This window comes from Kitasatospora sp. UYEF31 (genome assembly GCF_057291755.1).
On the sequence record NZ_JBXAWK010000035.1, the window covers coordinates 30330 to 50366 of the forward strand.

General features: G+C 70.0%; 15 protein-coding genes. 8 read left to right on the forward strand and 7 right to left on the reverse strand.

Annotation, left to right across the window (positions count from 1 at the left end; all coding sequences use genetic code 11):
• Nucleotides 1-8 precede the first annotated feature (8 nt).
• The 3 genes from AC0Z36_RS18280 to AC0Z36_RS18290 all read right to left on the reverse strand — a co-directional run bounded on the left by AC0Z36_RS18280 (nt 9) and on the right by AC0Z36_RS18290 (nt 3862).
• Entirely contained in the window at nt 9-572 is a 564-nt protein-coding gene (locus tag AC0Z36_RS18280) for an acyltransferase (protein ID WP_485464024.1), read from the reverse strand.
• Between the two features lie 79 nt (nt 573-651).
• Nucleotides 652-2382, reverse strand: a complete 1731-nt coding sequence (locus AC0Z36_RS18285) for a hypothetical protein (RefSeq protein WP_485463993.1) — start codon at nt 2380-2382, stop codon at nt 652-654.
• Between the two features lie 421 nt (nt 2383-2803).
• Nucleotides 2804-3862 carry a glycosyltransferase family 2 protein gene (locus tag AC0Z36_RS18290; RefSeq protein WP_485463994.1) on the reverse strand — a complete coding sequence of 353 codons (1059 nt, stop codon included), beginning with the start codon at nt 3860-3862 and terminating at the stop codon, nt 2804-2806.
• 396 nt (nt 3863-4258) lie between these two features.
• Here AC0Z36_RS18290 and AC0Z36_RS18295 point away from each other — a divergent pair, with 396 nt between their 5' ends.
• Nucleotides 4259-5812, forward strand: coding sequence for an LCP family protein (locus AC0Z36_RS18295; RefSeq protein ID WP_485463995.1), 1554 nt, complete (start codon nt 4259-4261; stop codon nt 5810-5812).
• A gap of 86 nt (nt 5813-5898) precedes the next feature.
• The gene (locus tag AC0Z36_RS18300; protein ID WP_485463996.1) at nt 5899-7296 is read left to right on the forward strand and encodes an LCP family protein; all 1398 of its coding nucleotides are present in this window, start codon (nt 5899-5901) and stop codon (nt 7294-7296) included.
• Here the strand turns inward: AC0Z36_RS18300 and AC0Z36_RS18305 are convergent.
• Nucleotides 7293-8279, reverse strand: a complete 987-nt coding sequence (locus AC0Z36_RS18305) for a 2-hydroxyacid dehydrogenase (RefSeq protein ID WP_485463997.1) — start codon at nt 8277-8279, stop codon at nt 7293-7295. The genes AC0Z36_RS18300 and AC0Z36_RS18305 overlap by 4 nt on opposite strands.
• 233 nt (nt 8280-8512) lie before the next feature.
• Between AC0Z36_RS18305 and AC0Z36_RS18310 the strand changes: the two genes are divergently transcribed.
• Together AC0Z36_RS18310 and AC0Z36_RS18315 are read left to right on the forward strand one after the other, a co-directional pair.
• Nucleotides 8513-10327 carry an HSP90 family protein gene (locus tag AC0Z36_RS18310; protein WP_485463998.1) on the forward strand — a complete coding sequence of 605 codons (1815 nt, stop codon included), beginning with the start codon at nt 8513-8515 and terminating at the stop codon, nt 10325-10327.
• A 28-nt stretch (nt 10328-10355) separates the two neighbouring features.
• Nucleotides 10356-13328, forward strand: coding sequence for a hypothetical protein (locus AC0Z36_RS18315; RefSeq protein ID WP_485463999.1), 2973 nt, complete (start codon nt 10356-10358; stop codon nt 13326-13328).
• An 81-nt stretch (nt 13329-13409) separates the two neighbouring features.
• On the opposite strand, the gene AC0Z36_RS18320 is transcribed toward AC0Z36_RS18315, so the two are convergent.
• Both AC0Z36_RS18320 and AC0Z36_RS18325 read right to left on the reverse strand, forming a co-directional pair.
• The gene (locus tag AC0Z36_RS18320) at nt 13410-14120 is read right to left on the reverse strand and encodes a tetratricopeptide repeat protein (RefSeq protein WP_485464000.1); all 711 of its coding nucleotides are present in this window, start codon (nt 14118-14120) and stop codon (nt 13410-13412) included.
• The gene (locus AC0Z36_RS18325; protein ID WP_485464001.1) at nt 14032-15561 is read right to left on the reverse strand and encodes an AAA family ATPase; all 1530 of its coding nucleotides are present in this window, start codon (nt 15559-15561) and stop codon (nt 14032-14034) included. The genes AC0Z36_RS18320 and AC0Z36_RS18325 overlap by 89 nt, the downstream gene beginning before the upstream one ends.
• A gap of 185 nt (nt 15562-15746) precedes the next feature.
• On the opposite strand from AC0Z36_RS18325, the gene AC0Z36_RS18330 reads away from it, so the two are divergent.
• The gene (locus AC0Z36_RS18330; RefSeq protein ID WP_485464002.1) at nt 15747-16001 is read left to right on the forward strand and encodes a hypothetical protein; all 255 of its coding nucleotides are present in this window, start codon (nt 15747-15749) and stop codon (nt 15999-16001) included.
• On the opposite strand, the gene AC0Z36_RS18335 is transcribed toward AC0Z36_RS18330, so the two are convergent.
• Entirely contained in the window at nt 15941-17113 is a 1173-nt protein-coding gene (locus AC0Z36_RS18335) for an acyl-CoA dehydrogenase family protein (RefSeq protein WP_485464003.1), read from the reverse strand. The two genes, AC0Z36_RS18330 and AC0Z36_RS18335, sit on opposite strands and share 61 nt — an antisense overlap.
• A gap of 394 nt (nt 17114-17507) precedes the next feature.
• Between AC0Z36_RS18335 and AC0Z36_RS18340 the strand changes: the two genes are divergently transcribed.
• The 3 genes from AC0Z36_RS18340 to AC0Z36_RS18350 all read left to right on the forward strand — a co-directional run bounded on the left by AC0Z36_RS18340 (nt 17508) and on the right by AC0Z36_RS18350 (nt 20033).
• Nucleotides 17508-18827: a UDP-glucose dehydrogenase family protein gene (locus AC0Z36_RS18340; protein WP_485464004.1), complete on the forward strand. Its 1320-nt coding sequence runs from the start codon at nt 17508-17510 to the stop codon at nt 18825-18827.
• A gap of 72 nt (nt 18828-18899) precedes the next feature.
• On the forward strand, nt 18900-19331 hold the full coding sequence (locus AC0Z36_RS18345) for a CoA-binding protein (RefSeq protein ID WP_485464005.1): 432 nt from the start codon (nt 18900-18902) through the stop codon (nt 19329-19331).
• A gap of 237 nt (nt 19332-19568) precedes the next feature.
• Nucleotides 19569-20033 carry a CoA-binding protein gene (locus AC0Z36_RS18350; protein ID WP_485464006.1) on the forward strand — a complete coding sequence of 155 codons (465 nt, stop codon included), beginning with the start codon at nt 19569-19571 and terminating at the stop codon, nt 20031-20033.
• Nucleotides 20034-20037: the final 4 nt, after the last annotated feature.

Consider the following 20037-nt stretch of genomic DNA (forward strand, 5'->3'; position numbering starts at 1 on the left):
CCCGCGCGCTATCCCGCCTCGGTGAGCACTCCGCCCGTCTCCACGTAGCGCTCCCCCGTCTCCGGGCACCGGAAGCCCTCAGCGGCCGAGCCTGCAAGCCGCTTCCCCGCCCGGCCCACCCAGCCGGCCTGCTTCGCGGGCACCCCCACCACCAGTGCGAAGTCGGGGACGTCGCGGGTCACCACCGCACCGGCGGCGACCGTTGCCCAGCGGCCGATGCGCACGCCCGGCAGCACCACAGCCCTGGCCCCCACCGCGGCCCCTTCACAAACCCGTACGCCCTCGGCATGCCAGTCGTCGGGGCGCTTGACCTTGCCGTCCGCATCGGTCGACCGGGGGTACATGTCGTTCGTCAGCACCGCCGCCGGGCCGATGAAGACGTTGTCCTCCAGGACCGCGGGCTCGTACACCAGCGCGTAGTTCTGCAGTTTGACGTTGTCACCGATCCGCACACCGGGGCCGACGTAGGCACCGCGGCCGATGATGCAGTCCGTGCCGAGCCTGGCGTTCTCCCGGACCTGGGCGAGGTGCCACACGGTTGTGCCGTCGCCGATCTCCGCCCGGTCGTCCATGTCGGCGGTGGCGGCAATGCGCGGAGAACTCACGTGCGGCTCCTTGGATTTCATGCGCCAACGCGACGGCCCCACCGCCCTAATGTGACGTCAGGAACTCCGAAAGTACCCGCGCGGAGCGGCGGCCGTCATGGTATTCGGCGATGAACTCGGGCCCGCGGGCCGCCTGTTCCCGGGCCGCGTCGCGTTCGGCGAGGACCTCGAGGAGCGACTCGCGCAGATTGTCCGGGTCGGCGTTGAAGATCGGCAGGTCGCCGCTGATCCGCCCGGTGACCGTCTCGTGCAGGTAACACATCGTCACCCGCCCGGCGGCCAGGGCCTGGCAGGACAGCGAACCGTACGTCCCGAGCGCGAACTGGTCGAGGACGATGTCCGCGCCGGCGATGACCGCGGGCATCCCCGCGTGCGGAACTCCCTTGATCTTCCGGTAGTCGATGGTCCCGGCTTCGTGCAGCGCGGTGAGCATCGGGTCGATCCACGCGGTGCCCTTGAGGTACGGGTTGGACGGCGCGTGGACGACCACCGGGCGTTCGCGCTCCAGCGGCGCGGACTCACACCGCCACAGCTCCGGGTCCACCGTGATCGGCAGCCACACCGCGTCCGGGACATCCTCGATCAGATCGGGGGTGGAGACGAACTTCGGTACGTCCATGGCCTGGACGACCGGGAGCAGCCGGTCGGCCTTCGTCTGCAGCGCGTGGGTGAGCTCGTGCCTCGGGTTGAACGGCGAGAACCGCACCCGTGTCCGGTGCCGGGCCGGGTCGCGGACCTCCGCGCCGTGGAAGGCCAGGGCCAGGGCGATCCCGGCGGCCCGCAGCTCCCGCAGGTCGCCGTCGGCCCACGCCCCGTTGAGCCGGCCGAACGGCGGCATGCCGCCTTCGGCGAGAACGTGGGTGTAGGTGTCCAGGACGTACGAAAGCTGCGCCAGCTGCCACTTCTTCGACAGCCAGTCGTCCGTAACGATGGTTCTGTCGTGCTCGAAGCCGAAGGTGTTGCCCGAGGCGAGCATGAAGGTCTCGGACCTTACGTCGTCGAGGTGCCGGGCCGCCGCCGCGCCCCAGGCACGGGCCTGGCCCGCGGTGTTCGACGGGCCGATGCCGAGGACGGTGGCACGCTGCCCTGAAGCTGAAGCTGAGCCGGGAGCTGAGCCGGAAGCCGAAGCCCGAGCAGGAGAAGGCGCCGGAGCCGGAGCCGGAGCGACAGGAGGAACCACCGGAGACTCGCCGAGCCGCAGCGTCGCCGCCGGGGCGAAGGCGTCGATGTACGGGCCGTACGCCTGCGCGCAGCGCTGCTGCCAGGCCTCACCTTCGCGGACGGCGTCGATGCGGTGCTTGCGGCGCAGCGCCTGCAGTTTCCGTTTGGCTGTGTGCCGTCGCAGCCCGATGGAGAAGCCCTCCCCGCGCAGCGTGGTGACGGCCGACTGTGCCGCGGCGAGTTCAGCGGCCTTTTCGGCGTCCACCGGGACGCGGAGTGTGCGGACCACACCTGACGTACCGTCTCCGGCCCGTACGAAAGCGACCTCGCTGGTGACGTCGCGGCTCTCGGCGGGCACGGTGAGCAGGACGTATGCGCCGTCCGCCGCGAGCGCGGCGGCTTGCCTGGCGGCGGCGCCGTCCTCGTCACCGGGCACGGCCGTGCTCAGTGCGTACCGCACCGGGCCGTGGGCCGTCCGTGGCGGAACGCCGGCCGGGGCGGCCTCCCCGGGGGATGCGGTCGACTGCGCGGGCACCTCGGGCGTACCGGACTTCGCACCTGTGGCGCCGGCGACGTCCGGGGCATCCGCGGCCATGGCGGATTCCGTGTCACTCATGTGTCCGTCTCCCAAGGGTTCTGCTGCGTTCCGACCGACAGAGCGTTTCAGCCGACCGACCGTTCCGACCGACAGAGCGTTTCAGCCGACCGAGCGTTCCGACCGACAGAGCGTTTCGACCAACAGAGCGTTTCAGCCGACCGAGCGTTCCGGCCGGACAGGATGTTTCGACCGGCAGGGTGTCCTTCGCAGCCGGGCCGCCGGGGTCTCCCGGGGTCCGGGTGCCGCACCCGGGGAATCACAGCCCTGCCGACGAACAGCACATCACGGAGACAGCCCGATAGGGCCGGATTCCGCCGCGCTTCGGCGTGTGGGATTCCCGGTGAGCGACCGACAGCGGGCGTCGCCGCGTTCTGATTGTGCTCTTCCTGGCGTTTTCCCGCCGGACTCCCGCCGGGCTCCTGGCGGGGTGGGCCCCGCGTCAGTCCTTCCGTGTGGCGATGACCTGTTCGGCCAGGGCCTTGGGGCTGGTCAGGAAGCCGTAACCCCAGGAGCCGTGCATGGTGGCCAGCGCGACCGGCAGCCGGAGGAGGACGGCCGGCTTCAGGCTGCGGCCCTCCCAGGCGGAACCGGCGACGATCCCGGCCACGTAGCCGCCGGGGAGCAGCCAGCCGGCCTTGTGGCCGAACAGTCCGGCGACCGTGCCCGCGGCGACTGCGATCAGCGCGGCCGGCGGGGCGAGGTAGCGCAGGTTGACCGAGCCGCGGTGGTAGCGGGTGACGACACGACGCCAGCGGCCGTAGTTGTAGTACTGCTTGGCGAGCGCCTTGACGTTCGGCCGGGGCCGGTAGGAGACCTTGAGCTTCGGGTCGAACCAGACCAGGTGTCCGGCGTCGCGGATGCGGTAGTTCAGCTCCCAGTCCTGGGCGCGGATGAACTCCACGTTGTAGCCGCCCAGGTCGTCGAGCACCTCACGGCGGAAGACACCGAGGTAGACGGTGTCGGACGGGCCGGCCTCACCACCCGTGTGGAAGGCGGAGTTGCCGACGCCGAGCTTGGAGGTCATGGCGGCGGCGACCGCCTCCTCGAACTCCGTCGTGCCTTCAGCGTGCATGAGGCCGCCGACGTTGGCCGCGCCGGTCTCGCTGAGCAGTCCGACTGCGGTACGGATGTAGTCGGTCGGCAGGATGCCGTGCCCGTCGACGCGGACGATCACCGGGTGGGTGGCCGCGCCGATCGCAGCGTTGAGGGCGGCGGGCGTGCGCCCGGTCGGGTTAGGCACCGTACGGACCCGCGGGTCGGCGGCGGCCAGGCGCGCGGCGATCTCGTCGGTGCGGTCCGTGGACGGGCCGAGCGCGAGCACGACTTCGAGTTCGCCGGGGTAGTCCTGGGTGAGGATGCGGCCGACGGCCTCCGCCAGATGGCGTTCCTCGTTGAGGATCGGCATCACCACGGACACCGGGGGCTTGCCCTCCAGGGGTGGCAGGTCGCCGGGTCGGGAGTTCACCACGGGGCTCGTCTCATTAGCGGTGCCGTTCATCAGCACGGAGCGTACTAGGAGGCTGTTCAGATCTTCAGCGGCCTCCTAGACCACTGGTGTGGCCGCCGGGGGTGAGGTCTCCGTCGCCCGGCGCGCCGCCTGGGACCAGATCACCTGACATGCCTACTTTGGGACTAAGAGCGGCTGCCGGTGGCTCAACGGTGTGGAGAGAACCACAGGTCCGTGCGGTGCGTCTCATGTTCCACACGGGACGGTACGGACTGGACACCGTCCTGCGGGGGCAGCCGGACACCAGCAGTCCGGGACACCAGCCAGTCCGGGACACGAGCCGCTCCGGACTCAAGCAGCTCCGGACACCAGCAGCCCGGCGCCGGCCGCCGGGCACCAAACGTGAGCGGTCCCAGCACCGGGCGACCCAGGAGGACGATCCAGCGCATGTCGACCCAGGAAGGCCCATCAGGCCCCGGCCGTACCCCTGCCCGGGCGCGACCGGTCCAGAGCACCCCGGCGAACCAGCCGAACCCGGTGCGCCGCTGGTCGCTGCTGCTGGCCTCGGTGCTGGCCGCGGCGATCATGCTGACCTCAGGCATCGGCTGGGCGTATGTGAACTACCTGGACGGCAAGATCACCCGGGTGGACTCCTTCGGTGGCCTGGACAACCGGCCCGACACCGGAGGCAGCGACTCCGACACGAACTTCCTGATCGTCGGCTCGGACAACCGCGAGGGTGTCCCGAAGGAGACGCTGGAGAAGCTGCACGCCGGCGGTGAGAGCTGCGACTGCACCGACACGATCATGCTGGTGCACCTGAACGGCAAGCGGGACAGGGCGTCGGTGGTGTCGCTCCCCCGCGACAGTTACGTGACGATCCCCGCGCACAAGGACAAGCACTCCGGTGAGGAGAAGCGCGAAACCAAGGGCAAGATCAACGCCGCGTACGGGATGGGTGGCCCCAAGTTGACCGTGGACACGGTCGAGAAGGCCACGGGCCTACGGATCGACCACTACATCGAGGTCAACTTCTTGTCGTTCGTCTCCACGGTGGACACCCTCGGCGGGGTCGAGGTCTGTTCGCCGCGTCCGCTGAAGGACCCCAAGTCGGGTCTGGACATCCCGGCGGGCACGACCAAGCTGGACGGGGCGGGCGCACTGAAGTACGTCCGGGCCCGGTACATCCCCTCGGACCCCACCGGCGACATCGGCCGCACACAGCGCCAGCAGAAGTTCCTCACCCAGCTCCTGGCGCAGGTCACGAGTACGGGCACGCTGACCAACCCGGCGAAGCTGAACGATGTGGTCAAGTCGGTGCTCACCTCGATCAAGGTGGACGAGGGCCTGTCCGCGAAGGGCCTGCTCGACCTGGGGACGAAGATGAAGGGCTTGCAGACCGGCGGCATGACCTTCGCCCAGATCCCGCTGACGACGATGGACTACAACGTCCCCGGCTGGGGCTCGACGGTCCTGTGGAACGAGCCCGAGGCCAAGAAGCTGTTCGCGGCCGTACGCGACGACCGTGACCTGCTGAAGCCCGCCGAGCCGACGCCGAAGGCGCAGGAGCCGGCCGGAGGCGGGCAGGCCAAGCCGACCGTCGAGGTCCCGCCGCAGGAAATCTACCTGCAGGTCTACAACAGCACGGGCACCCCGGGGCTGGGGGCCAGGGTCCAGGACGACCTGACGAAACTGGGCTTCCGGATGAACGGCTCGCCCCGGGGCGCCCCGCGCGGGAGCGACCCGGCGCAGACGGTGATCAGGTTCGACCCGGGCTGGGACCGGTCGGCGCACACCGTCGCCACGGCGGTCCCTGGCGCGAAGCTGGAGCCGGTCGCCGGGCTGGGCCGGACCATCGAGGTGGTCGCCGGGACCTCGTACACCGGCGCGGTCGCGGTGACGGTGTCCACTCCGCCGTCCGCCACCGGCTCCGGCTCCGGCTCCGCCAGCCCGGCGCCGACCTTCGACGCCCAGAACGGTGACGAAGTCGTGTGTAAATAGGAGCTTTCGCTTCGGTTCTGCTACAGAGTCCGCCCCGAGCGCCCGTCCTGGGCGACCGGGGCGGTCCGGCGTGTCAGCCTTGACCCATGAGCTCATGGCCCACAGGACCCGAGAACCAGGACCCCCGGCGCAGTCCCCGATCAGGGCCGCCGGGGCGGCCGTCGGTGGACCCGTACGGCCATGCCGACGCGCAGCAGACCTATGACCACCTCTACCGCCAGGACGAGCCGGCACAGCGGCTCGGCCAGCAGCCCGGACAGCCCCGGCAACAGCCGCCCGGCACCTTGCCGTCGCGGCCGGGCCAGGGGAACCCGCAGGGCACCGTGCCCGCCAGGCCGGGCCAGGGGAACCCGCAGGGCACCGTGCCGACCCGGCCCACCCGTGCTCCGCAGCCGGGTGGTCCGCAGGGGCCGCCGGACGGTCCGCCGCGCCGTGGCGGTGGCGGGGGCGGTAGCGGGGGCAACGGCGGCGGTGACGGCCGCAGCGACCGGCCGCGCGGCCCGGTCAACTGGCGCAAGCGCATCCTCGTCGGCCTGGCCTACTTTGTGGTGTTCCTGGTGCTCTTCGTCATCGGCACGTACTTCTGGGCGTCCTCGCAGATCCAGCACAAGGACGTCCTCAACAACTACGAAGGCCGGCCCAAGGCGTCCGAGGGCACCACGTGGCTGATCGTCGGCTCGGACTCGCGCGAGAACATGTCGGCCGCCGACAAGAAGAAGCTGCACACCGGCTCGGCCGAAGGCAAGCGCACCGACTCGATGATGCTGCTGCACAAGGGCGCCGGCGGCACCACGCTGATCAGCCTGCCGCGTGACTCGTACGTGCAGATCCCGGCGTACAAGAAGAACGGCAAGACGGTCGAGGGGTCCGGCAAGAAGAACAAGCTGAACGCCGCCTACGCGTTCGGTGGTTCCGAGTTGCTCGCCCGTACGGTCGAAATGAACACCGGTATGCGCCTGGACCACTACGCCGAAGTCGGCTTCGACGGTTTCGTCGGGATCGTCGACGCGCTCGGCGGTGTGGACATGTGCCTGAAGCAGGACATCGTCGACGAGAAGGCCGGCGCGAACCTGAAGAAGGGCTGCCAGACCCTCAACGGCACGGAGTCGCTGTCGTTCGTCCGGGCCCGCTACTTCGACCCGCGCGCCGACCTCGGCCGGATGGAGCGCCAGCAGCAGTTCCTGTCCGCCGTCGCGAAGAAGGCCAAGGGCGCGTCCACCCTGCTGAACCCGTTCAAGGCCTTCCCGGTCGCCGACGCCTCGCTGAACGCGATCACGGTGGACGACGACGCCGGGATCTTCGACCTGTACAGCTTGTTCAGCAACATGGGCGGGCTGTCCGGTGGCAACGGTGTGACCACCACGGTGCCGATCAAGAACCCGGGCTTCAAGACCAGCGTCGGCGACGCCGTGCTGTGGGACGACGCGGGCGCCAAGGCCCTGTTCGACAAGCTGCGCAACGGCGACAAGGTCGACAAGAGCTAGTCAGTAAGCCCCTGGGTCACCGGAGTGAGCGCCTCCTTGCCGTCCACCAGGACGGCGAGGAGGTTGTCCAGCGCCTTGCCGACCATCGCGACGCGGGCGGCGTCCGTGGCCGAGCCGATGTGCGGCAGCAGGGTCACCCGCGGTTCGCGGAACAGGGCGTCACTGGTGTCGTTGCGCGGCTCACGGTCCATGACGTCGAGTCCGGCCGAGTGCAGTCTTCCCGTACGGAGTGCGGCAAGCAGCGCCGGCTCGTCCAGGAGCCCGCCGCGGGCGGTGTTGACGAGGGTCGCCGTCGGTTTCATCAGAGCCAGCTCGCGGGCGCCGATGAGCCGGTCGGTCGCCGGGCTGAGCGGCACGTGCAGGGAAACAACGTCGCTGGTGGCCAGCAGTTCGTCGAGGCTGACGGCTGTCGCGGTGCCGTCGTCGGGACGGGGCGTACGGGAGTGCTGGAGCACGGTCATACCGAACCCCTTCGCCCGTCTGGCCACCGCGCGGCCGATGCCGCCGTAGCCGACGATGCCCAGGGTCGTCCCGTACACGTCGGAGCCGAGGTAGCCGTCCAGCGACAGGGCCTCCCACTCACCCGCGTACACCGCCCGCAGTGCGTCCCTGATCCGCCGCCGGGCCAGCAGGATCAAGGTGAACGCCAGGTCGGCGGTTGCCTCGGTGACCGTGTCCGGGGAGTTGCTGACGGTGATCCCCAGGCGACGGGCCGCCTCGAGGTCCACTCTGTCGTACCCCGCCGCCGCCACCGCGACCAGGCGCAGCCGGTCGGCGGACTCCAGGACGGCCGCGTCCACCCGGTCGGGGCCGGTGACCAGGAGTCCGTCACAGCCCTTGACCAGTTCGGCGAGCTCTGCGGCGGTCGGCCCCCGCTCCTGGTCCCACTGGACGATGTCGCAGTGTTCAGCGAGCCGGTCCAGACCACCGGGGAACCGGTTGCGGCTCGCCGCGATGCGGGGACGGGGGGTTTCGGGGGGCACCGGTCCTTCTTTCCTGCACGGGTTTGTTCCTGGGAACGGACGATACGTCCCTGGCCGGTGCGCGCGGCGGCGCCCGGTGCCGTACCCCCTGCCGCGTCGCCCGGAATAATCCGGCGGCGCACTGTCCGGCGGCTTGGTTACTGTCTAGTTCCGCCTGTCCTGCGGGCACCGGACGCTCTTAAGATCAACTGTCCCCCTTCTGCCGCATCCTTCGCCCGAGGTGACCCTCCCGTATGACCCATGACCAGGTCCTCCCCGACCACACCTTCCAGGTCGACCTGCGCGGCCTGGTCGACCTGCTGTCCCACCACCTCTACTCGAGCCCGCGCGTGTACGTCCGCGAGCTGCTGCAGAACGGTGTGGACGCGATCACGGCCCGGCGCAACACCGACCAGGGCGCGCCCGCCGAGATCAGGATCACGGTCTCCGGCGAAGGCCTGCGCATCCAGGACACCGGCGTCGGCCTGACCGAGCCCGATGTGCACCGGTTCCTGGCGACGATCGGCCGGAGTTCGAAGCGCAGCGACCTGGACGGCGCGCGCCGGGACTTCCTGGGGCAGTTCGGCATCGGCCTGCTGGCGTGCTTTGTCGTCGCCGACACCATCACCGTACGGACACGCTCGGTCTCGGGGTCCGACCCGGTGGAGTGGAAGGCCGGGTCCGACGGCCGCTACACCGTACGGACACTGCCTGTCGCCGAGCACCCGGAAACCGGCACGACGGTGCTCCTGACACCCCGCCGGGGATCCGAGGCGTGGTTCGAAACCGCCAAGGTCGTTGAACTGGCCAAGGATTTCGGCGCGTTCCTTCCGTACGACGTGACCGTGACCGACCCGGCCGGGGTGACCGTCCGGACCACAGAGACCCCGGCCGTCTGGGACCGCACGTACCCGACACCGCAGGCCAAGCAGGTCGCACTCGCCGCGTACTGCGCCGGGACGCTGGGCTTCACGCCGCTCGACGTCATCGACTTCGACATTCCGCTGGCCGGGGTCCGGGGCGCGGCGTTCGTGCTGCCGTCAGCCGTCAGCCCGTCCCTGCGCGGGAAGCACCGCGTGCACCTCAAGGGCATGCTGCTCACCGAGCAGGCCGAAGCGCTGCTTCCCGAATGGGCGTTCTTCGTCCGCTGCGCGCTGGACACCGATGTGCTGCGGCCCACCGCGTCGCGCGAGGGCCTGTACGAAGACGAGGCCCTGCACGCCGTGCGCGAAGCCCTCGGCAAGCGCCTGCGCGATTGGCTCGCCGACCTCGCCGCCGCCGAACCGGGCCGCCTGCAAAGATTCCTGGCGGTGCATCACCTCGGCGTGAAGGCGCTGGCCCGGCACGACGACGAACTGCTCAAGGTCATGCTTCCGTGGCTGCCGTTCGAGACGACCGACGGCCGGGTCAGCCTCGACGAGTTCGCCCGCCGCCACGGCGTCATCCATGTGACCGACAGCGTCGACGAGTTCCGCCAGGTCGCCCCGATCGCCACCGCCGCCGGGCTCGGTGTCGTCAACGGCGGTTACACGTACGACGCCGAACTCGTCCGCAGGCTCCCCGGCATCCGCCCCGGCACCACCGTGGCGAATCTCGACCCGGACACTGTCACCGCACACCTCGACACCGTCGACCCGGCCGCCGAACTCGCCGCCGCCGGCTTCCTGGCCGCCGCGCGCACCGTACTCGACAGCCACTCGGTCGACGTGACACTGCGCGAGTTCCACCCGGTGACCGTCCCCGCCCTGTTGCTCGACGACCGTGAAGCCAAGCACGGCCGGGCCGTCGACTCCGCGGCGGCCGAGGCCACCGACGACCTGTGGGCCGGAATCCTCGGCTCACTGCGCGGCTCCGCACCCCGCGCGCAGTTGGTGCTCAACCACCTGAACCCGCTGGTCCGCCGGATCTGCACACTGACCGACCGCGAACTGACCCACTCCGCCGTCGAAGGGCTCTACGCCCAGGCGCTGCTGCTCAGCCACCGACCGCTGACGTCCGCGGAGTCCGCACTGCTCGGGCGGTCCTACCTGGCGCTGCTCGAACGCGCTCTGCACGGCACCGAAGCGTGATCCCGCACTCGACCTACACGAGGGAAACATGAGCATCACCGACATCGACGGCTTCTGGGAAGGCGTCGACGCGAACCTCCAGATGCCGTACGGGCGCGCCCGCAGCGCCCAGTCCGAGCACCTGGTCACCGCGGCCGAAGGGCTCGGCGGCGGGGAACTGCTCGCCTGGGCGCTGCTGCGCCAGGTCAGCGCGTACAACAACGGCGGCGAGTCCGCGAAGACGCCCGTGCCGGTGTTCCGGCTGCTGAAGTTGTGGGACGACCAGCCCGAGTCCTTCGACGAGCGACTGACCCACAATCTCTACTGGGACCTCAAGTGGGTCACGTCGTCGCTGCTCGGCGCCCCCGAGGTGCCGTTGAAGTCGATCCGCGGCTTCCACACGGAGTTCGAGCGGCGCTACATGATGTCCGGCCACAGCCTGCGACCTGTCCACCAGAGCCGCTTCTACCTCGAAAAGCACATCGGCGACACCGGGGCCGCCGACACGGCCTTCGACGCCTGGCTCGCCACGGACCGCGACGACATGGCCGACTGCCACGCGTGCGAACGCCGTGAACAGGCCCGCTGGCTGATCCGCCAGGGCCGGGACGACGCCGCCCTTGAGCTGCTCGCGCCCACCCTGGCCGGGGAGTTGAGCTGCGCCGAGGAACCGCACATCACACTCGCCGACTCACTGCTGCCCCTGGTGCGCGCGGGCCGGCTCGACGAAGCGCGGGCGAACCACCTGCGCGGCTACCGCATGGCCCGCGGTGAGATCCAGCTCGACGGTGCGGTCGGCAAGCACATCACCTTCTGCGCCTTGACCGGCAACGAGGGCCGGGCGCTGGAGATCCTGGCCGAGCACCGTGCCTGGTTCATCGCCCCGGAAGCCGACCTAGCGGACCGTCAGCACTTCATCTGGGGCGTTGTCGTGCTGTTGCGCCGCCTGGTCGCGCTGGGCAGCGGCGACCTCAAGGTCGGCGACATGCCCGGCACGGACGGGACCGCCGCCGGGGTGCTGGCCGAGCTGGAGCGCCAGCTGCACGCCCTGTGCGTCCGTTACGACGCGCGCAACGGCAACGACGCGGTCACCAGGCGGATGCTCGCGGAGACCACCCGCGAACCGCTGCTGGCGGCCCTGCCGCTGGGGGTCCGATCGGCGGTCGTGCGGCAAGCGCCGTCCCCTTCGGCCGCGCCCATGCCCGCCGACACCGACCTGGACGCCCTGCGTACCGAAGCCCTGACCGCGCACGAGACCGGCCGCCCCGACTCCGCCGCGCTGTGGGAGCGCTTTGCGGCCACCGCCGCCGGGCAGGGCGTCGAACTCACCGCGCTGGAAAGGGCGGTCCTGCTCGACGAGCGCTGCATGGACCTGACCGGCACCGAGAACACCGAGGCCCGCGCCGCGGCCATGACCGAAGCCGCGGAACTGTACGAAGCAGCGGGCAAACCGGGGCGGGCCGCCGCCGCCAGGGCCGCCCTGATCCTCAGCGCCGTGTTCAGCGCACTGGAGTCCCAGTCGGACGCGGACTGGGCGGAGACTTTCGTACGCCTGGCCGCGCTCCGCGAGCGGGCCGAGGATCTGCTGGACCGTCAGGAAGCAGAGCCCGCGGACCTGTTGCGGGTGCTGCAAGCCCAGGCCAACCTCTCGGTGAACCGCTTCCACACAGCAGAGGAGGCCGGTCAGGCCGCCGTCGCCGAACGCGCCGAAGCCTTCCTGGCCGACATGGTCGAGATTTCCGTACGCCATGGCAAAACCGCCCGGCACGCCCATGCGCGGTCCATGCGCGGTGCCCTGCGTCTGTGGACCGGCGCGGTCGCCGAAGGCGAGAGCGAACTGCGGGCCGCGCTTGACCTCTTCCGCGCCGACGAGCGGCCGTGGGCCGCCGAAACGGCGCTGACGCTGCTCGGCCAGGCCAGGTTCAACCAGGAGGACCCCGCCGCGGCCGTCCCACTGCTCCGTGAGGCCCTGGAGATCATGCGGGCCTGGCCGGACAAGGCGTCCAAACCCGCCCGTGTACTCCTGATGCTGTCGCAGGCCCTGGCCGCCGAGGAGCAGCACGAGGCGGCGCTGGACGCCGCCTTCGAGGCGACCAGGGAGTTCGAACGCGAGGGCGATGCGTTCATGGCCGCCTCAGCGCAGTTCGTGGCGGCGCAGCTGCTCCACGGCCTGGACCGGCACGCCGACGCGGCAGCCGTCCTGGAGGACTGCCTGCCGCGCATGGACGAGTTCTTCGAGCGGGAAGCCGCCGTACGGGCCCGCTGGCTCCTCGGTACGGACCTGCGGATTCTGGGCGAGACCCGGCAGGCGGCGGAGACCCTGGCCAAGGCCGCCGAGGGCGCGTCGAAACTCGATGACAAGGACCTCTACCTGGAGATCGCCGACGAGGCGGCACACGCCCTCAGCTCCGCCGGGATGCACGCCGAAGCCGCACTGGCCTTCACCGCCGTGGTGGAGGCCCAGCGGTCGGCCGACAACCCGAACGGCACGGTGCTGCCGCTGCGGGCCGCCGGATGGAACCTCATCGAGCAGGCCCAGGCGCAGCAGGCTCCGCTGGATCCGGCCGCGGACAAGGCCACGGCCCTGTTCGGCCAGGCCCTGCGCGCGGTCGACGCGGCGGACGCCAAGGCGTCCGGGGCAGAGGAGAAGGAGTTCTGGGCGATGCAGCGGGGCGAGACGCACCGTCAGCTGGCCCACCTGCTGACCGAAGTGGACCGGGTGACGCCCGCGCTGGCCCAGGCCGACCAGGCGGTGGAGTTGTTCGCCGGGTTGCTGCCGGGTGAGACCAAGCGCTACTGCGACGCGCAGAAGCTCGCCGCGCGCATCGAAGCGTGGCAGGCCAAGCAGGACGATGCGCCGGTGGTGGCGGAGAAGCCGAAGCGCTGGTCATTCGGCCGCAAGAAGGCTCCGGCGGTGCCGCGGCTGGAGGCCGCCGCCGCGCTGTGCGCGGAGCACGGGGAGCAGGAGTCGGCGGACGAACTGCTCGCGCTACAAGGGGAACTGGCCGCAGATCCCGCCTAACACCTAATGTTGATCTTGAGTGGAACGTGACGCCGCGGCGTCACGTTCCACTCAAGATCAACGTCTTGGGCCAGGGGTCTTCTACGCCCTGCGCCGGGAAACAGTCTTCCCGACGAGGCCGACCACGGACAGCACCACGGCCACCATCATCGCGATGCCGATCGCAGCGCTCGGCGGACCGATGCGCAGCAGGGGCCCGGCGACCGCGCCGAGGAGGATCACGCCGATGACCGTCAGGTCGAGCCGTCCCCAGGACTCGGTGACCGCGGAACGCCAGGCGTAGCGGCGGAGTGTCGGCGGGACCCGCAACGTCGTCATGACCGCCGGTCCGACCGCGATCAGGAGTATGAGGCTGGTGATCCAGACTCCGGCGAGCCTCGCACTGACGGTGTCCGCCCCCCGCGCCGAGATGAACCACAGGAGCACGGACGCGCACAGCAGGAATCGCCGCGCCCGCCGCAGCGTCCCGCGGATGATCCCGTCCATGGACCGGCGCGCGCCGGAGCCCCTGGGGTTGGCGGTCGCCGCCGCGCGGAAGCCTTTCAGCGCTTTGGCCGTACGTCCCAGCTGATTGTGGACGAGTGCCAGGTTGTACTGCGCGGACGCTGAATCAGGTTGCAGCTCAAGCGTTCTGCGCAGTGCCTTTTCGGCGACCGCGTACTCCCCTGCGGTGAACGCGACCGAGCCCAGGGTGCCGTGCGTCTCAGGCGCGTCCGGTGCCAGCTCCACCGCGAAGCGCGCGGCGGCGAGCCCTTCCGACGCCCGGACCAGGACGAGCGCGTTCGCCAGCACTATGTGGCAGTAGTACACAGCGGGTTCGAGCCGTACGGCTTCCCGCGCCGCCTCCACCGCTTCCGGGTAGCGGCCGATTTCCATGAGCGTCAAGGCCCGCTGCATCTCGACCGCTGCCGGGTTCCCTGTCACGGCTTCCCCCTCGCAGCATTTTCCGCATCTTGAGGTAGGCCACAAGTTCGTCGTACGTGCCGCTCTCGTTGGCGAACTCCGCGACGTTGCGGGCCGATTCGAGCCACGGACCGATGGATGGGCGGACTTCGGCGAGGGCGCGGTCCAGATCGGCCGTCTCGATCATCCGGATTTTCCCTGACCTCATCGAGTCCAAGAGCGCGTACTCGGTGGCTGTCTCGCAGATATGTGCCAGGTCTGCGCCCGAGTACCCCGCGGTCCGCTTCGCGATCCGGCCGGTGTCGACCCGCGCGACGGGACGGTCGCGCAGGTGGTGGCGGAGGATCGCGTCACGGGCGGTCTGGTCCGGCGGTGCGACGAGCATCGTACGGTCGAGGCGTCCGGGACGGCGCAGCGCCGGGTCCACGTCCCAGGGTTGGTTGGTCGCCGCGATGACGTACAGTCCCTCGTTCTCCTCCGCGACGCCGTCGAGTTCGGTCAGCAACTGGTTCACCGTGCCGCGCATCGCGCTGTTGCGGGTCTGGCTGCGCTTCTGGCCGAGTGCGTCGATCTCGTCGAGGAACAGGACGCAGGGCGCCTTCCGACGGGCTGTCATGAAGACTTCCCGCAGGTTGCGTTCGCTCTGGCCGGTGTACATGTCGAGGACATCGGTCAGTGACAGGTTGAGGAAGTGCGCGCCGAGTTCTCCGGCGACGGCCCTGGCGAGGTAGGTCTTGCCGCATCCGGGCGGGCCGTAGAGGAGCAGTCCGCCGCGCAGTTTCTTGCCGAAGGCGGCCCGGAGTTCCGGGTTGCGGATCGGCGCGAAGAACGCGGCCTCAAGGCGCTGTTTGATGTGGTCCATTCCGACGACGTCGGCAAGCCGCACTGAGCTCGGCTCCACGTCGAAGGCGGGTTCGTCGGTTGTGGCGTCGGCGTCGTCCACGAACAACGGAGCGGCGACATCCCCCAGGTCGCGGCCTGCGGCCTCCCAGTCGAAGCCGTCAGCGGACCCGGGTTCAGGTCCTGCTCCGGGTTCAGGTCCTGCTCCCGGGCCGGGGCCGGGGCCGACAGTCGTGGCCGGCTCCGGCGCAGGGGTCGAGGTAGAGGTCGAGGTAGGAGCTGGAGCAGGCGCCCCCATCGCCCGCATCACCAGTCCGCGGGCTTCAGCTGACCCTGGTTCCCGCTGGAGCACAGCGGCGGCCTCGGTGACCGCTTCGTCCAGCAGTCCGGCGGCTATCAGCAACCCGGCCAGGTGTATTCGGAGCGGAACATCCTCCGGAGCCGCGGCCAGGGCAGATCTCAAGCTCTTGATCAACGGTGTCTCAGACATTGCCAACCCATTGAATGCGTGTCCAGGTATCCCGCGTGCGCCCGGGTGCGGACTTCCCCTTGATCAGTGAGCGCGGTCGCATTGTTCCGCACCACCGCCACACGTTCTACGATCTCCACGAGCGGAACGGAAGCCGCGGTAGCGGAGTCCAGATCCTGAGAGGACCGGGAGACAAGCTTGTGGGCTTGGACCGCGTATCCGCCGACTGGGACAAATCCGTACTCGGCGAATGCAGACGGGCCACCACGCAGGACTCGGGCATGGAAATCTGGAAGATCCACTGTCCGGCGACCTTGCCGGGACCGGCCCCTCGGTTGTGCGGAAACGCGGAAGCCGGGCGGGACCACGCGGTCACCGCCCGGCCGACCCACGCGAACACCTACCGCTTCGGCAGGTTCCTGGCCATCACGATCCGCTGGACCTGGTTCGTGCCTTCGTAGATCTGCGTGATCTTCGCGTCGCGCATCATGCGCTCCACCGGGTAGTCCCGTGTGTAGCCGTAACCGCCGAGGAGCTGGATCGCATCCAGGGTGACCTCCATCGCCATGTCCGACGCGTAGCACTTGGCCGCCGCGCCGAAGAAGGTCAGGTCCTTGTCGCCGCGCTCCGAGCGGGCCGCCGCGACGTAGGTCAGCTGGCGGGCTGCCTCAAGCTTCATCGCCATGTCGGCCAGCATGAACTGGATGCCCTGGAACTCGGCGATGGCCTTGCCGAACTGCTTGCGCTCCTGGACGTAGCCGGCGGCGTAGTCGAGCGCGCCCTGGGCGATGCCGACGGCCTGGGCCGCGATGGTCACCCGGGTGTGGTCGAGCGTCCGCATCGCCGTGGCGAAGCCCGTCCCCTCTTCGCCGATCATGCGGGAGGCGGGGATGCGCACGTTGTCGAGGTAGACCTCGCGGGTCGGCGAGCCCTTGATGCCGAGCTTCTTCTCCGGGGCGCCGAAGGACACGCCTTCGTCGGACTTCTCCACCACGAAGGCACTGATGCCCTTGGAGCGCTTTGTCGGGTCGGTGACGGCCATGACCGTGTAGTACTCGGAGACGCCGGCGTTGGTGATCCACCGCTTGACGCCGTTGAGGACGTAGAAGTCACCGTCCCGTACGGCCCGGGTCTTCATCGCGACCGCGTCGGAACCGGCGTCGGGCTCGGAGAGGCAGTAGGAGAACATCCCCTGGCCTGCGGCGACCCGGCTGAGGTAGTGGTGCTTGAGTTCCTCGGAGCCGGAGAGGATCAGCGGCAGCGAGCCGAGCTTGTTGACCGCGGGGATGAGCGACGAGGAGCCGCAGACCCGGGCCACTTCTTCGATCACGATGACGGTGGCGAGCGCGTCCGCGCCGGCGCCGCCGTACTCCTCGGGGATGTGCACCGCGTGCAGGTCGCTCGCGGTCAGCGCGTCGAGTGCCTCCTGCGGGAAGCGCGCGTCCTCGTCCACCTCGGCGGCGTACGGGGCGATCTTCGCCTCCGCGAGCGCGCGGATGGAGTCGCGGAGCATCTCGTGTTCCTCGGTGGTGCGGAACAGATCGAAGTCCTTGTTGCCAGCCTTGCCTGCCACCTGAGGGCCCGCCTCTCACTGAGCTGTGTGCGCCCGGGGCCTGCACCCCACGGGACTCTCGCAGTGGAGAGTCTCGATGACGACATATTTAGTTACCGGTTAGTAAACATGACGGACGCCACCTGACTCCACCGCCCCCGCGCCTGTTACCGATCCGGAGCCGCCTCAACCCGACGGTCCCGACGGTCCCGACCACTCCGGCCACTCCGGCCACTCCGGCCACTCCGGCCACTCCGGCCACCGTGACCCGACCGCCAGGCCGACCGACCGACCGACCGCCCGGCCGCCCGGCCGCCCGGCCGCCAGGAACGGCCCCGCACCAACCGCGCCCGCCCCAACCCTCCGGCCGCTACGATCGACCGGTCTTTGGAACGGCCTGCTGGAGGAGGAGTACGTGGCACCCCGCATCACGGTCATCGGCACCGGCTACCTGGGGGCCACGCACGCCGCGTGTATGGCCGAGCTGGGCTTCGAGACGCTCGGCGTGGACATCGAGCCGGACAAGATCGCCGCGCTCCAGGCCGGCCGCGTCCCGTTCTACGAGCCCGGACTGCCCGAGCTGATGGCACCGCACATCAAAAGCGGACGGCTGCGCTTCACCACCGACATCCAGGAGGCCGCAGCCTTCGGCGACGTGCATTTCGTGTGCGTCGGCACCCCGCAGAAGAAGAACGAGTACGCGGCGGACACCTCGTACCTCGACGCCGTCATCGACGGTCTCGCCCCGCACCTGGACCGGCCCTGCCTGATCGTCGGCAAGTCGACCGTCCCGGTCGGTACGGCCGAGCGCCTGGAGGCCCGGCTGCACGCCCGCGCCCCGGTGGGCACCCAGGCGGAGCTGGCCTGGAACCCCGAGTTCCTACGCGAGGGCTTCGCCGTGCAGGACACCCTGCACCCGGACCGACTGGTGGTCGGCGCGAAGTCGGCGACCGCTGAAGCGAAACTCCGTGAGGTGTACGGAACCCTGCTGGCCGAAGGCGTCCCGATGGTCGTTATGGACTTCGCCACGTCCGAGCTGGTCAAGGTCAGCGCCAACGCCTTCCTGGCCACGAAGATCTCCTTCATCAACGCGATGGCCGAGGTGTGCGAGGCGTCGGGGGCCGATGTCACCCGACTGTCCGAGGCTTTGTCGTACGACGCCCGGATCGGCGGACGTTTCCTCAACGCCGGACTCGGCTTCGGCGGCGGCTGCCTACCCAAGGACATCCGGGCGTTCATGGCCCGCGCCGGGGAACTGGGCGCCGACCAGGCCCTGACGTTCCTGCGCGAAGTCGACGCGATCAACATGCGCCGCCGGACCCGGATGGTCGACCTGGCCCGCGAGGCGGTCGGGGGCTCCTTCCTCGGCAAGCGCGTCGCCGTGTTCGGCGCCGCTTTCAAGCCGAACTCCGACGACACCCGCGACTCGCCGGCGCTGAACGTCGCCGGCCAGGTGCAGCTTCAGGGCGGCCAGGTCACCGTCTACGACCCGCACGCCATGGACAACGCCCGGAAGCTGTTCCCCGGGCTGGCGTACGCCGGGACGGCCTTCGACGCCGCCAGGGAAGCCCACCTCGTCCTGCACCTCACCGAGTGGCCGGAGTTCCGTGAGATGGACCCGGAGAAACTGGGGCAGATCGTCTCCACCCGGCGCATCGTGGACGGCCGCAACGTCCTGGACCCGGTCCTGTGGCGCTCGGCCGGCTGGACCTACCGGGCGCTGGGGCGGCCCTGACCACTGGCGGCCCTGACCACTGGCGGCCCTGACCACTGGCGGCCGGGCCCGCCCGGCCTGAGGATGGCCCCTATGACGTATCAACGCGACGGCGTGATCACCGATGACGAGGCCATCCGCAAGTTCCTCATCGGCTACGAGACCTGGGCTGTCGTCGGCCTGAGCTCCAACATGAAGCGTCCGGCGTGGGGTGTGGCCGGGTTCCTCCAGGCGCACGGCAAGCGCATCGTGCCGGTGCACCCCAAGGCCGACACGGTGCACGGCGCGCCCGGCGTCGCGATGCTGGAGGAGATCACATTCCCCGTGGACGTGGTCGACGTGTTCGTCAACGCCGATCTGGCCGGACCGGTCACCGCGCAGGCCGCGGCGATCGGCGCGAAGGCGGTCTGGTTCCAGCTCGGGGTGGTCAACGAGGACGCGGTCTCCCTCGCCTTGGCGGAAGGTCTGCAGGTCATCGTGGACCGCTGCCCGGCGATCGAGTGGCCCCGGCTGATCGGCGCGTGAAATACCCGCGCGTGAAAATACCCGTGCTTGAAGACCCCGCACCTGAAGACCCCGCACCTGAAGAACGCCGGTGCCGGCGGGTAACCCGAGACCTTGGGGAAGCCCGGCTGAGAACAAGTCAGGGGTACGTTTCCAGCCCACTGCGCCAGAACGGGAAATCAGCCGCCCGGCCCCCTCGACCGGGAGGCCGGACACGTCGCACGATGGTGGGCGGAGCGCCCTAAGGGAGGCAGCCGCATGAATTACAGCAGCCACCGGTCCACTGGTGACACCCGTCGACGTCCAGCCTGCGCAGCCCAGGACGGCGAGGTCATCGAACGTGTGCTGACCCACGGCACCTGGGCTGTCGTGGGCCTCAGCGACGACTGCGGCCAGGCCGCCTTCGGCGTCGCCGCCTTCCTCCAGCAGTGGGGCAAGCGGATCGTGCCGATCAACCCGCTGGGGCAGACCGTGCACGGCGAACCCGGCTACCGGAGCCTGTCCGAAGTGCCGTTCCCCGTCGATGTGGTCGACGTGTTCGTCCCCCCGGACGAAGCGGGCGCGGTGGCGGACGAGGCCGTGAAGACCGCCGCCCGCGCGGTGTGGTTCGAACAGGGTGTACGGGACGACGCCGCGTTCGAGCGGGTCCGCCACGCGGGCCTGGACATGGTCATGGACCGCTGCGCGGCGATCGAGCTGCAGCGCAAGTGTCTGACGACCTGACCTG